This window comes from Flavobacterium fluvii (genome assembly GCF_900129545.1).
Lineage (GTDB): Bacteria > Bacteroidota > Bacteroidia > Flavobacteriales > Flavobacteriaceae > Flavobacterium > Flavobacterium fluvii.
In genome coordinates this window covers 315,124-327,900 of the sequence record NZ_FQWB01000003.1, presented here as the reverse complement: position 1 = coordinate 327,900, position 12,777 = coordinate 315,124, and the positions used below count along the sequence as shown (strand labels likewise).

Below are 12,777 nucleotides of genomic sequence, written 5' to 3'. Positions count from 1 at the left end.
GATTTTTGGGGCAAGAATTAGTGTAGCATATTTAAAAAAAACTTTATGCCAAATATTTGAAAGCAGCGAAGAACAATTTGTGAACATTCCTCTTTTCAAGTTCCAAAATCAATTGAAACAACAAAACGACATACAAAAAAACAGCCTGAATCCAGCTAATGCAGACAGGGAATAAAACAATTAATTTCCTTCCTAAAAAAAGGTAATTTTTCCTAATAAATTCAAGGAATTATCAACTGAATTTTGTAACTTTAGATAATCAATTCATTTTTGCCAAGATGAAAAAAATTACTCTAATTTTTCTGGTGTGTTTTGCCAATATAATAATGGCTCAAGAAAAGATGGTTGCCTATAAAGGAATCATCAATTTTGAGGCTTCAGTGCCATTATTTGAAGAAGTGAAAGCAAAAAGCGAAAATGCAACTTGCACGCTAACTCTAAAAACGGGAGAAATCAAAAGTTCAGTTTTCATACGAGATTTTCACTTCAAGATTGCCTTGATGGAGCAGCATTTCAACGAAAATTACATGGAAAGTGGCAACTATCCAAAAGCCAGTTTCAAAGGTATAATCGAAGGTTTCAACCTTAATATCATTGGAAATTTGCCTAAAGAATTCAGACTCAAAGGCACATTGAAATTACACGGAAAATCCAAAAAAATCAACACGATTGCAATCCTCAGAAAATTGAACAATGGATTGGAAATTACCACGGATTTCAATGTAAACACCAAAGACTTCAATATTAAAATTCCCGAAATATTGAGTATGAAAGTGGCGGAAACCGTGAATATACAAACAGTATTCCTGGTTCAGTAAATCTATTCTACAACACAATTCCTGAGTGCGGTCTCCAAAGTTGTAAATTGAAACTTGAACCCAGTTTCTTCTATTTTGACCGAAGAAACTCTTTGTCCGGTGAGGACGATTTGAGCCATTTCACCCAATACTATTTTCAACAAAAAAGCTGGAACATTGGGCAACCAAATCGAATAGCCATAAATTTTCGCCAATGCTTTTGAAAAAACAGCATTTGTTGTATTGTCGTTAATGGCTGCGTTATAAGGGCCAACCATATTGGGATTATTGATGGCTTCGAAGTAAATTCCACACAAATCGTCAATATGAATCCAAGGCATATATTGTTTTCCCGAACCCAAGGCAGAACCCAATCTTAATTTAAAAATAGGCACCATTTTTTTTAGAAATCCATCATCTTTACCCAATACCAAACCCGTGCGGATTTTAACCACGCGAATTCCCAAACTCTCGATAGTATCGGCGGCAGCTTCCCATTTTTGACACGTAGTTCCCAAGAAATCATCGGCTGGCAAAGTATTTTCTGTGCAAATTTCCGATCCATTTATTGCCCCGTAAATGCCAATTCCCGATGCCGAAATAAAAGCCTCGGGTTTTTTATTATTCTTTTTCAAAACCGCATAAATCAGCTCAATGGAATGTTCCCTGCTTTGAACAATTACCTTTTTACGCTTTGTTGTCCAAGGTTTATCAGCAATTCCTTCACCGGCTAAATGAATGATGTAATCCGCATTTAAAACCGCATTTTCGTCAATATAATCCTTGTCGACATTCCATTTATAAAAGCTGACATCCTCGGTGTTTTCTTTTTCACTTCTACTCAAAATGGAAACAGAAAATCCCTTTTCGACCAATAAACGAGTCAAATGCTTGCCTATAAATCCCGTTCCTCCGCTTATTAATACATTTGTCTTCATTTCAAAATTCCTTTTTTATAAGTTGCAATTGCTTGGTCTCTAGCAAAAGCGTGATCCACCATTGGCTCGCCATATCCCAAATCAAATTCTGGAATCCATTTTCGGATGTAGATTCCTTTTTCGTCAAATTTCTTCAGTTGAATTTCCGGATTAAAAACCCTGAAATAAGGTGCGGCATCACAACCCGTTCCCGCAGCCCATTGCCAGTTTCCGACATTGGCCGACAATTCAAAATCCAACAACTTTTCGGCAAAATAAGCCTCGCCCCATTGCCAGTTGATCAATAAATGTTTGCAGAGAAAACTTGCCACCACCATTCGAACCCGATTGTGCATATAACCCGTTTCATTGAGTTCACGCATTCCGGCATCCACCATCGGATAACCCGTGGTTCCCAAACACCAGCGCTTGAAATCTTCTTCGTTGTTCCGCCATTGAATTCCGTCATAAGCAGATTTGAAATTATTCGTGACCACTTTCGGAAAACTGAACAGAATTTGCATAAAAAACTCTCTCCAAATCAATTCGCTCAAAAACACTTGATTTTTATGCGTCGCCCAATTGACTAATTTACGAATACTTACCGTTCCAAAACGCAAATGTGGCGAAAGATGTGTCGTGCTGTCCAAAGCAGGAAAATCACGGGTTTCGTGGTATTTGGAAACGTTTTTCAAGTTATGCGGAATTACTTTTATGGGACTTTCCTCAAATCCTATTTGTTCCAATGTTGGAAAAACAAAGTTGTTTTTGTGAAAATTGGAGAACTTTTCAGTGGCATCATATTCTTGAACTGGAGCCATCGAATTGTATTTCTCCAACCATTTATTTTTATAAGGCGTGTAAACTGTATAAGGCAATCCATCGGCTTTCACGATTTCTTTTTCTTCAAAAATCACTTGGTCTTTGAATGAAAAATGAGTCGTTTTATTCGCTTCCAATAATTCGCTAATAGTCAAATCCCTTTTGATGGCATACGGTTCATAATCTTTGTTGAAGAATACTTCCTTGACATCGAATTCTTGAAGAAGCGCTTGCCAAACTTCCTGGGTTTTCCCTTTTTTGACCAAAAGAGAACTACCCATTTCCTGCAATTTCTGATGTATTTTCGAAAGCGAATCGTGAATAAAACCAACTCTGGCGTCATTTTTTGGCAAACTGTCCAAAATGGCTTCATCAAAAATAAACAACGGAATCACTGGAAATTTGGATTGAAGTGCGTGAAACAAGCCCACGTTGTCTTCAAATCGCAAATCCCTGCGAAACCAAAAAAGGGTTATTTCTTGTTTGTTCATTATTTGGAATTGAAAATTTGGTTTACGGCCATAACTCGATATTCGAAAATGTCTTTCAACTTGTTTTTGACCACCAAAGCATTCATTATTCGACCAATAAACCCCAAAGGCAAGGCATAATGAACCACATCGGTCATTTTTACCCCGTTTTCGGTTGGCTCAAAAAAATGTTTGTGATGCCACAAAGCATAAGGCCCGAAACGTTGTTCGTCGATGAAATACTGCTTGTCTTTCACGATGGTTATCTCGGTCGTCCAACGCAATTTCAAGCCTGCAAGCGGAGAGACTTTATACTGGATAATTTGTCCAGCATACATGTTTTTTCCGTCGAAATCCGTGATATTGAAACCCATCGTTTCTGGCGTAATCTTCTGCAAATTCCTTGGACTTGAAAAAAAAGCCCAGCATTCCTCGATACTCGCATTGATATGCTGAACGGTTTCTTTTTTATATACTTTCATTTCAGTTGTTTTTATTCTTATTGCATAAAATCTGCCGAATCTGATAAATCTGCGTGAAAAAATAAGCACGCAGATTTAGCAGATTTTCGCAGATTATAAAAACTCATTAAAAATATTATAATTCCACTACCGCATTCACAAAAATCGGTGTAAATCCGTTTAATCCGTCCAATCTGTGGCTAATTATTTTTCTACTTTTTTAATCAAGACCAAACTCATCAGCAACATCGAAAAGGCATAACCAACATCTTCAATCGGAATGGTTCCCAACCGTATTCCCAGATTTTCTGCATTATTATAATACACCACCGGCTCATCAATAAAACTACCTGTCAAAATTCCGTTGACCAAGGCAAATGGAATTAATATGATAAGAAAAGTGATGAAAAACGTATTCAAAATATGGGGAACTTTGAAAACCGTGTAAGTCAAAACCAATACCAAAACGCTGTAATTAATTACCGTGTACCACTTATCATAATGAATCACGATAGTCGGCAAAAGTACCACCATTAAAATCCAATAAATGATTTTCACCGTTTTGTCCGTCAACGAAACCTTTGGATAAAAATAATGAAAAGCAAAGTGAATGAAGATACTCGCATACGGAATACAGATAAAAAACAGCCATTCCTCGATAGGCAAATCAAAGAATTCAATACCGGAATGATACCGTGGATTGAAACTCCACACTCCTATTTTGGTAAAAATAATATCCCAAACAATAAAGAAAATGGCAGTAATAAAGATGGCCGAAAAAACAGCTTTCCATCGGTTGATATATTTCATCCTGCTTTCGAAACTGTAGAGAAACGGGATGAAAAAGGAAGCGATATTTAAAAAAAAATACAACGACATAACTAAATTTTAAAATATTTGAACGGCACAAACAACATCCCGAAACATTCTCCGTGTTCTTTTCCCAAGTGTTTGTGATGGACTTTATGGCCTTTGCGAAGGGCAATCAAATACTTGTTTTTGGTGTTTTTGAAAAGTTTCAATCGTTGGTGAATGATGATGTCGTGCACGATAAAATAGCTCAATCCATAAGCAAAAATACCCAATCCGATAAAGAACTTGTAGTCAAAACCGGCTTCTGCCCCAAAATAAAAAAGCAAAATGCTAGGTGTGGCAAAAATCACGAAAAACAAATCGTTGCGCTCGAAAACATGGGCGTATTTGGGCTGGTGATGATCTTCGTGCAAATACCATAAAAAACCATGCATCACAAATTTGTGCGTGCACCAAGTCACGCATTCCATCAGCAAATAAGTGGCCAAAAAAATCAGGAAAGCTATCATTTCAAAATGTTTTTTTAGATGAATGGGCAGCAAATTAGTTACACCAAATTCAATTTGTAAGATACGAAAGAATTGGCAAACAAAAGCCCTTTAGCATAGTTGGAAACCCGAATTCTTTCGCTTCCAATTTTATGGCAAGGCGTATTTTCCAATTTTCGCAATAGTTTTTTATAATAGACATAAGCGGTGTAAACCCCGAATTTGGCTTCCAAAGGCAATTTTTTGATTCCTTGCAAAGCCACTCGAAAATCCTCTTCAATTTCTTGGATAATCATGGCTTTGGACTTTTCATCAAAGGATTTCAAATCGACACCCGGAAAATAATTTCGGTTCAAAACCAGATTGTCGTCTTTCAAATCCCGAAGGAAATTCACTTTTTGGAATGCAGAACCCAAACGCATCGCTTCCCCTTTCAGTTCCTCGAATTTTTGTTCGTCGCCTTTCACGAAAACCTTCAAGCACATCAAACCCACCACGTCGGCAGAACCATAAATATAGTCGTCAAATTCCTTCTTGTTGTGATAATCCGATTTGACCAAATCCATTTTCATACTCTTCAAAAAAGACTGGATCAAGTCGTCAGTAATATTGAATTTGTTCACCGTTTGTTGAAAAGAATTCAAAATCGGGTTCAAACTGATACCCATTTTTTGGGCTTTATAATATTCGTTTTCGAAATCATTTATCAAGGTTTCTTTGTCGAAACCGTGAAAAGAATCCACGATTTCATCGGCAAAACGAACAAAACCATAAATGCTGTAAATGGCTTCCCGAATACTTGGTGCCAGCATTTTAACAGCCAAAGAAAATGAAGTGCTGTAACTTTTGGTTACCAAAACACTGCATTTAAACGATACTTCATCAAATAATTGTTTCATAGCTATTAAATATTTGTAAATTGTTTTTTAATCAAATCCGACACTATTTTTCCTGAAATTATCGATGGGGGAACTCCCGGTCCAGGAACGGTTAATTGTCCCGTGAAAAATAAATTTTTGACTTTTTTGCTGATGATTTTGGGTCTCAAAAAAGCGGTTTGCGTGAGGATATTGGCCAATCCATAAGCATTCCCTTTGTATGAATTATAATCATTCACAAAATCATTCACGCAGAAACTTTCCTTGAAAAGAATATTTTCCGATACTTTTTGATTGGTCAATTGCTCAAATCTTTCGATAATGCTTTTAAAATATTTCTCTCTTATTTCAAACGTGTCTTCAATTCCGGGCGCAATGGGAATCAGGAATATTCCGGCTTCTGTTCCTTCGGGTGCAACGGTCGAATCGGTTTTGCTTGGAAAACTTGCGTAAAAAAGAGGTTTTTCAGGCCATTTCGGATTGTCGTAAATAGCCTTCGCGTGAACATCAAAATCGGTGTCGAAAAACAAGGTGTGATGCGAAACATTGTCTATTTTCTTGTCAAAACCCACGTAAAACAACAATGAGGATGGTGCAAAAATTTTGCTGTCCCAATAATTCTCGGAATAACCCCGGTATTTTTCTTCCAACAAAGTTTCCGTATGATGGTAATCAGCACCACTTAAAACGACATCAGATTCTATCGTGATTCCATTGGAAACTATGCTTTTTACCTCTCCATTTTCAACATTGATCTTTTCGACATTTTGGTTGGTTTCAATTTTCACGCCCAATTCCACAGCCAAAGTCACCATTGCTTTGACCACTTCATACATTCCGCCTTTTGGATGCCAAGTACCCAAACCAAAATCAGCATAATTCATGAAACTATAAAACGAAGGTGTATTGGACGGCTTTGCTCCGAGGAACAAAACCGGAAATTCCATTATTTGCTGGAGGCGATGATTCTTGATTTTCTTTCGAACCGTGGTTCTAATACTGCTAAAAAACTGGTTTGCTTTTTTGATGGTAGCGGGCGTAATCAATTCGGTTATGGAAATTCCGGGACGATACACCAAATCCTTGATGGCCACGTCATAATTGTGTTTGGCTTTATCCAAAAAATCATTCAAGTGTTTGGCACTTTCTTTTTCTTCCTTTTCAAAAATGAAAAGAATATCGGCTAAATTATCGGGAATTTTAATCGAATCTACTTTGCCAAAATAAACTTCATAGGCTGGATTCAGTTTGTCCAAATGATAATAATCGGAAGGCTTTTTGCCAAAATCGGCAAAAAATTTCTCGAACACGTCCGGCATCCAATACCAAGTGGGACCAATATCAAAAGTAAAACCGTCTTTTGAAAGTTGTCTTGCTCGACCTCCAACGGTATGATTTTTTTCAAGAATCGTTACATCAAAACCATCCTTCGCCAAATAGCAAGAAGCTACCAATGCCGAAAATCCTGAACCTATTATTGTAATTGTTTTTTTCATTTGTTTAACAAATATATAAAAAAGTTAAACAAAATAATTACTCTTAACAATAAATTACAATTCGTTTACCAAATCAGGAATGGAATTAAAGACAATCATGTTCTCGGGAATCTTTTTGACATCAATGAATTGGGTCATTCTGCCCAGCAACCAAATCTGCGAATTGGAATCCATTATTTCGGCTGCAATTTCTTTTAAATAATCATCAATCGCATCTCTAGAAGGCTGAATGGTAAAGTAAGAAATGTAAACAATATTGTCAAAATATTGCTTCATGTCCTTCAAACTGTCAACAGGAACGCTCTCGCCAAGATAAATGGTTTTATAGCCGTTGAGCAAGATTTCATAGTTCAAATACATCAACCCCAATTCGTGAATTTCGTTTTCCGGGAGATACAAAACAAAAATCTTGTCGGTTCTAGTTGGTTCCAAAAGTTGGATTTTTTCGGTGTTCACGAGTAATTTTTGTTTGATCAAAAACGAAATAAAATGCTCTTGGGCCGGCGTTATCGTACCTGATTGCCACAACAATCCAATTTCGTTCATTAACGGAATCATGACGTCGTAAAAAATTTCCCGGAAGGATTTCTCGGAAAGCAGATTGGCGTAGGTTTTGAAAAACAAGACTTGGTCAAAATTCATCATCGCCATTTTAAAAGCATTGATGGCGTGATTTTTGGAACTTTTTTCCGAAATTATTTCCCTGACAAGAAGCTCCATTTTCTCGGATGAATATTCGGCAATTCGGGAAATTTTATAACCGTAATTGTGCAACAAAACAATGTTGAGCAATTTTTGCAAATTATGCGTATCGTAATTTCTAATGTTGGTCGTGGAACGCATAGGCTCCAGAATATTATATCTTTTTTCCCAAATCCGGATTGTATGCGCTTTTATTCCAGATAGGTTTTCCAGGTCTTTGATACTAAAGACAGATTTAATATTGTTCATCATTTGTCATAATTTAATAAACAAATGTAATGAAATATTTTTTAGACCCTGGAACTACAAAGCAACACTTTCAAAATGATTTAACTTATCCAGATACAAAATGGTTTTGGTATTCGCATCATTTCTGGAATACATCGGCTGGAACTTTGCCCCATAAACAACCTCTTCGAAAGTGTAGGAAGTACGAATGGCAACGGTATTGCTGAACATGTCGTCAAAAGTTTTGATAAACACCAAAATTTCACCATTGACAGCCTCAAAATCTTCTTTCGTAAATTGATACAGCGGACTGTCTTCCGTAATGGGATGCACCAGAGTCCAGCTCAAAGTTAGCGCATTGATTTTATCCAATTCCAAATCCAGCGAATAAAATTTATTCCTCATCACGCCATCTTCCTCGATACTAATTCCCACCGTTATTTTAGCTTCGGCATCAGTCAAATTGGTGTTTTTGAAAGGAGTCAAACGAATCATCAAGGCCGTGATGTCTTTGTACGGAGCTATTATGGCATTGTGGGAAAATTTCAAGAAAGCAACAGGTTTGCTAAAACGCCCGAAGAACAAACCGGTGGCGATGGCAAAACTCAACAAGCCAATCAAGGCCTCCAAGGCCGAAACGGTACTCGCCAAAAATCCCGAAGGGCTAACGTGACCATAACCCACGGTGGTAAATGTTTGTGCACTAAAAAAATAAGTCTCTCCAAACTTGACCCATTCCGATTCCAAAGGGTCAATGCCATTCAAATATTCGATGCCGATAGCAAAATAAAGGATGGCAAAAAGAAAATTGATGCAGACATAAAAAGTCAAAAGCACCAACATAAATTTCCAGGTAGGCATATCAATCATCGTGTGGTACCAACTGATGCGATGCAAGAAGTGCATTCCCTGTTTCTCGACGTTGGCCTTACCGTTTTTATTCACGAAACGTCCACCGTAGCTACTGGTATTTATCCCAAATCCGGAACTTAAATAGGATTTTGCTTTTTCGTTTATTCGTTTCATTAATGCCATTGGATACTGTTTGATGATGCGTAAAAATAGTCAAAAAAATGCTGCAATAATATCGTGCCGGAAAATTGCCACATTCGAAAAAAAACAAAAAACACCATCTCTTTTCAAGCTAATATTTGTAAATTAATTCGCTCGAAAAACAAGTACAAAACCACATATTCTTTAGAATAAATATTTTTAGTGTAAAAAATACAATTATTTTATTCCAGTCACTTATTATCTTAAAAAAAGTAGTATTTTTAAAAGCTGTTTAAACAAATAGTCTCGAAAAATTTACATTAAAACAAGGTATAAAAATGAACTTTAAAAACTTGATTGGACAATTACCCAAAATAGGAATCAGACCCGTAATAGACGGAAGATTGGACGGCGTGAGAGAATCGTTGGAAGAATCAACCATGAATATGGCGAGAATCGCCGCCGACTTCCTGGAAAAAAACCTGAGACACGCCGATGGCAGCAAAGTGGAATGCGTTATTTCGGATTCCTGCATTGGCGGTGTTGCCGAAGCCGCAGCTTCTGCCGACAAATTTTCGAGAGAAGGCGTTGGTTTGAGCCTGACCGTGACGCCTTGCTGGTGTTATGGGAGCGAAACCATCGATATGGATCCCCTGATTCCAAAAGCCATTTGGGGTTTCAACGGAACCGAACGTCCGGGAGCGGTTTATTTGGCGGCAGCCTTGGCGGGACACAACCAAAAAGGGCTTCCAGCCTTTGGCATTTACGGCCGTGATGTTCAAGACAGTGACGACACCAGCATTCCTGAAGATGTACAGAAAAAATTATTGCTTTTCGGAAAAGCCGGTTTGGCAGTGGCCACGATGAAAGGCAAGTCGTATTTGTCAATGGGAGCTGTTTCCATGGGAATTGCGGGTTCCATCATTGACCCAAATTTCTTCGAAAGCTTTTTGGGAATGCGATGTGAAAACATTGACATGACCGAATTTTCGAGACGAATCGAACACGAAATCTACGACAAAGAAGAATACGAAAAAGCCTTTGCTTGGACAAAAGCCAAATGCAAAGAAGGAAAAGATTACAATCCTGAAAACAGACAAAAATCGAGAGCCGAATTGGACAAAGATTGGGAATTTGTCGTAAAAATGGCCTTGATTGGTCGTGACTTGATGATTGGAAATCCAAAGCTGAAAGCCTTGGGTTACGGCGAAGAAGCCTTGGGAAGAAATGCTATTTCAGGAGGTTTCCAAGGGCAAAGACAATGGACGGACCATTTGCCGAATGGCGATTTTATGGAAGCCATCCTTACTTCCTCTTTCGACTGGAACGGCATCCGTCAACCGTTTATGTTGGCCACTGAAAACGACAGTTTGAACGGAGTTTCGATGTTGTTCGGACATTTATTGACAGGTGCAGCCCAAATTTTCAGCGACGTGAGAACCTATTGGAGTCCAGAAGCCGTGAAAAGAGTGACGGGTTACGAGCTAAAAGGCGATGCTGCCAACGGTTTTATCCACCTCATCAATTCCGGTGCTTCGGCATTGGACGGAACGGGCGAACAAACCATCAACGGAAAACCGGCAATGAAACCATGGTGGGACATTACCGAAAGCGAAGTCGAAAAATGTCTCGAAAAAACCACTTGGGGACCAGGAATGTTGGAGTATTTCAGGGGTGGCGGTTATTCTTCGACTTTCAAAACCAAAGGCGAAATGCCGGTGACCATGTGTCGAATCAATATTGTGAAAGGCATTGGACCCGTATTGCAAATCGCCGAAGGAAAAACCATCGAACTTCCGGAAGACGTGCACAACACCATCAACGAAAGAACCAATCCTACTTGGCCAACCACATGGTTTGTGCCGAACCTCACAGGCAAAGGACCTTTCAAGGATGTGTATAGCGTGATGTCCAATTGGGGAGCCAATCACGGCGCCTTCACTTACGGACACATTGGTGCCGATTTAATCACTTTGGCCTCGATGCTCCGAATCCCGGTAAACATGCACAACGTTCCCGAAGACCAAATTTTCAGGCCAAGCGCTTGGGCGTCTTTTGGTATGGATCCAGAATCTTCCGATTACAGGGCTTGCAGTACATACAAGGCTTTGTATGAATAATTAATATTTGGTTAAACCGCAAATTCGCAAATTATTTAATTCTTCTATTTTTAATTTGCGAATTTGCGGTAAATTTTTAGACAATAACAAAAGGCTGGTTTGAACTATCTAACTAACCTTTTTAATTTTTTGCAAGAAAAAATCAGTATACTTGAGGAAATGTTAAAAATAAAAACATTCGTAAAATCTAAAGGTTTCGAGAGAAAACAAAAATTAAATTATGGCAATAATTACAATTAAAAGACCTCCTAGAGAAAACAGGGTGAAAGAATACGAAATCTATATTGACAAACAAAAAGCCGGAACAATTTCTGATGGCGATATTATGGAGTTCAACACAACAAACGGAAAACACCTAATCAACTTGAAAGTGGGGCAATTTTCAAGTTCAGACTTTACAATTGAAACATCCGAAGATAAGATAACGACCTTAAAAATTGCCGAATTCAAGAAGATGAAATGGGTGTGGGAAATCATAATAGCAATTTTTGCCCTCCACTTTATTTTGAAAATGACAATTGGCTTTAGACACACGACATTACTATTTATTCCCGTGTTTCTATTCGATATTTACTACAGAAAATTGGGATGGAAAAAACATTTAAAACTCGAAGAAGAGGTTTGATTTTGTACCCATTTGAACCTATTCAAAATTCTGTCCAGCTTTAAATCAATAAAAACATTAAACTCAAAAAATCCTATAAAAAACAAAACCCTTATACCCGAAGACCAGATTTTATTTAACCGCAATTCCAACCTTTTGCCTAAAATTATCATCTAGTTAGAATAAACCAATATTAACAATATGAAAAAGGTAATTCTAATATCAGTAATGCTTCTGACTGCAGTGAACGCATTTTCAAAATGTGCTTACACCGGACTTTCTTTTTGGCCTGCAGGCCAGACAGTAAATAAAAATTCAATATTCGTAATTGACGGCCAACAGCTGAGTCAAAAAATCGTTAGCGAACTTGGAACAGTCTACCCTGTATATTTAAAATCAGATCAGCAAAAAATCAAATTAACAGTTCAGGAAATTCTTGTTGGACAATACGGTTTGACTCAGGCCATATTAAAACCTGAAACCACACTTTCGCCAGGACAGGAGTATGAACTGATAATTGAAAACCTTGAGAATTCAGAAAGATTGGTATGTAAATACAATCCAGCCGGAGAGAGAGAAAAAATAAAATGGACGGTGGTTAATAGACTAGACAATGCAGCACCTGCGTGGACAGACAGTCCAAAATTCAAGAACAGCTCTTTTACTGTAGCTGGGTGCGGTCCTATAATTTTTGCCAACTTTTCTTTTTCGGCCAGTGATAAATCAGAATTTCTAATTAAAACCACCGTAAAAAATATTTCCACAGGAAAAGAAACAAGCTATTATTTAAAAGCAGAAGAAAACTTAATTGCAGTTGGGCACGGTATGTGTTCAGGTGCATTTAACTTTAAAGATGGTGAAAATTTTGAAGTTGAATTCAGCTTATTTGATGCTTCAGGCAACCTGAGCAAATCCAAAGGTGAAAAGATTAAATTTAAACAGCCGGCTTTAAAGATACCTGGTTAACAACAAGAAAATCAATTTAAAC

At 37.7% G+C, this 12,777-nt stretch carries 13 protein-coding genes; 4 read left to right on the top strand and 9 right to left on the bottom strand.

Annotated features, from left to right (window positions below; translation table 11 throughout):
* Positions 1-278: 278 nt before the first annotated feature.
* Entirely contained in the window at positions 279-818 is a 540-nt protein-coding gene (locus tag BUC16_RS09250) for a YceI family protein (protein ID WP_073370024.1), read from the top strand.
* 2 nt (positions 819-820) lie between these two features.
* Here BUC16_RS09250 and BUC16_RS09245 read toward each other — a convergent pair whose 3' ends face one another.
* The 9 genes from BUC16_RS09245 to BUC16_RS09205 form a co-directional block, all read right to left on the bottom strand.
* Entirely contained in the window at positions 821-1,735 is a 915-nt protein-coding gene (locus tag BUC16_RS09245) for a TIGR01777 family oxidoreductase (protein WP_073370022.1), read from the bottom strand.
* Positions 1,732-3,027: a cryptochrome/photolyase family protein gene (locus BUC16_RS09240; RefSeq protein WP_073370021.1), complete on the bottom strand. Its 1,296-nt coding sequence runs from the start codon at positions 3,025-3,027 to the stop codon at positions 1,732-1,734. Before BUC16_RS09240 ends, BUC16_RS09245 begins: the two co-directional genes overlap by 4 nt.
* Positions 3,027-3,488 carry an SRPBCC family protein gene (locus BUC16_RS09235; RefSeq protein ID WP_073370019.1) on the bottom strand — a complete coding sequence of 154 codons (462 nt, stop codon included), beginning with the start codon at positions 3,486-3,488 and terminating at the stop codon, positions 3,027-3,029. Before BUC16_RS09235 ends, BUC16_RS09240 begins: the two co-directional genes overlap by 1 nt.
* Before the next feature lie 183 nt (positions 3,489-3,671).
* Positions 3,672-4,346 (bottom strand): lycopene cyclase domain-containing protein, encoded by a 675-nt coding sequence (locus BUC16_RS09230; protein ID WP_073370018.1) that lies wholly within the window; start codon positions 4,344-4,346, stop codon positions 3,672-3,674.
* A gap of 2 nt (positions 4,347-4,348) precedes the next feature.
* Positions 4,349-4,789, bottom strand: a complete 441-nt coding sequence (locus tag BUC16_RS09225) for a sterol desaturase family protein (RefSeq protein ID WP_073370016.1) — start codon at positions 4,787-4,789, stop codon at positions 4,349-4,351.
* A 38-nt stretch (positions 4,790-4,827) separates the two neighbouring features.
* Complete coding sequence (locus BUC16_RS09220; protein ID WP_073370014.1) at positions 4,828-5,667, bottom strand: phytoene/squalene synthase family protein; 840 nt, start codon at positions 5,665-5,667, stop codon at positions 4,828-4,830.
* A gap of 5 nt (positions 5,668-5,672) precedes the next feature.
* The gene (crtID, locus tag BUC16_RS09215; protein ID WP_073370013.1) at positions 5,673-7,142 is read right to left on the bottom strand and encodes a bifunctional phytoene desaturase/3,4-desaturase; all 1,470 of its coding nucleotides are present in this window, start codon (positions 7,140-7,142) and stop codon (positions 5,673-5,675) included.
* Between the two features lie 54 nt (positions 7,143-7,196).
* On the bottom strand, positions 7,197-8,093 hold the full coding sequence (locus tag BUC16_RS09210; protein ID WP_073370011.1) for a MerR family transcriptional regulator: 897 nt from the start codon (positions 8,091-8,093) through the stop codon (positions 7,197-7,199).
* Between the two features lie 54 nt (positions 8,094-8,147).
* Positions 8,148-9,107: an ion channel gene (locus BUC16_RS09205; RefSeq protein WP_073370009.1), complete on the bottom strand. Its 960-nt coding sequence runs from the start codon at positions 9,105-9,107 to the stop codon at positions 8,148-8,150.
* A 296-nt stretch (positions 9,108-9,403) separates the two neighbouring features.
* On the opposite strand from BUC16_RS09205, the gene BUC16_RS09200 reads away from it, so the two are divergent.
* From BUC16_RS09200 to BUC16_RS09190, 3 genes are all read left to right on the top strand, one after another.
* Positions 9,404-11,185 carry an L-fucose isomerase gene (locus tag BUC16_RS09200; protein WP_073370008.1) on the top strand — a complete coding sequence of 594 codons (1,782 nt, stop codon included), beginning with the start codon at positions 9,404-9,406 and terminating at the stop codon, positions 11,183-11,185.
* A 220-nt stretch (positions 11,186-11,405) separates the two neighbouring features.
* Entirely contained in the window at positions 11,406-11,810 is a 405-nt protein-coding gene (locus tag BUC16_RS09195; protein ID WP_073370006.1) for a hypothetical protein, read from the top strand.
* 180 nt (positions 11,811-11,990) lie between these two features.
* Positions 11,991-12,755, top strand: coding sequence for a hypothetical protein (locus tag BUC16_RS09190; RefSeq protein ID WP_073370005.1), 765 nt, complete (start codon positions 11,991-11,993; stop codon positions 12,753-12,755).
* Positions 12,756-12,777: the final 22 nt, after the last annotated feature.

What these genes read in the sequence shown, in the direction of transcription:
- BUC16_RS09250 (WP_073370024.1), top strand. Translation starts at nt 279, where the DNA reads ATGAAAAAAATTACTCTAATTTTTCTGGTGTGTTTTGCCAATATAATA.
- BUC16_RS09245 (WP_073370022.1), bottom strand. Translation starts at nt 1,735, where the DNA reads ATGAAGACAAATGTATTAATAAGCGGAGGAACGGGATTTATAGGCAAG.
- BUC16_RS09240 (WP_073370021.1), bottom strand. Translation starts at nt 3,027, where the DNA reads ATGAACAAACAAGAAATAACCCTTTTTTGGTTTCGCAGGGATTTGCGA.
- BUC16_RS09235 (WP_073370019.1), bottom strand. Translation starts at nt 3,488, where the DNA reads ATGAAAGTATATAAAAAAGAAACCGTTCAGCATATCAATGCGAGTATC.
- BUC16_RS09230 (WP_073370018.1), bottom strand. Translation starts at nt 4,346, where the DNA reads ATGTCGTTGTATTTTTTTTTAAATATCGCTTCCTTTTTCATCCCGTTT.
- BUC16_RS09225 (WP_073370016.1), bottom strand. Translation starts at nt 4,789, where the DNA reads ATGATAGCTTTCCTGATTTTTTTGGCCACTTATTTGCTGATGGAATGC.
- BUC16_RS09220 (WP_073370014.1), bottom strand. Translation starts at nt 5,667, where the DNA reads ATGAAACAATTATTTGATGAAGTATCGTTTAAATGCAGTGTTTTGGTA.
- crtID (WP_073370013.1), bottom strand. Translation starts at nt 7,142, where the DNA reads ATGAAAAAAACAATTACAATAATAGGTTCAGGATTTTCGGCATTGGTA.
- BUC16_RS09210 (WP_073370011.1), bottom strand. Translation starts at nt 8,093, where the DNA reads ATGAACAATATTAAATCTGTCTTTAGTATCAAAGACCTGGAAAACCTA.
- BUC16_RS09205 (WP_073370009.1), bottom strand. Translation starts at nt 9,107, where the DNA reads ATGGCATTAATGAAACGAATAAACGAAAAAGCAAAATCCTATTTAAGT.
- BUC16_RS09200 (WP_073370008.1), top strand. Translation starts at nt 9,404, where the DNA reads ATGAACTTTAAAAACTTGATTGGACAATTACCCAAAATAGGAATCAGA.
- BUC16_RS09195 (WP_073370006.1), top strand. Translation starts at nt 11,406, where the DNA reads ATGGCAATAATTACAATTAAAAGACCTCCTAGAGAAAACAGGGTGAAA.
- BUC16_RS09190 (WP_073370005.1), top strand. Translation starts at nt 11,991, where the DNA reads ATGAAAAAGGTAATTCTAATATCAGTAATGCTTCTGACTGCAGTGAAC.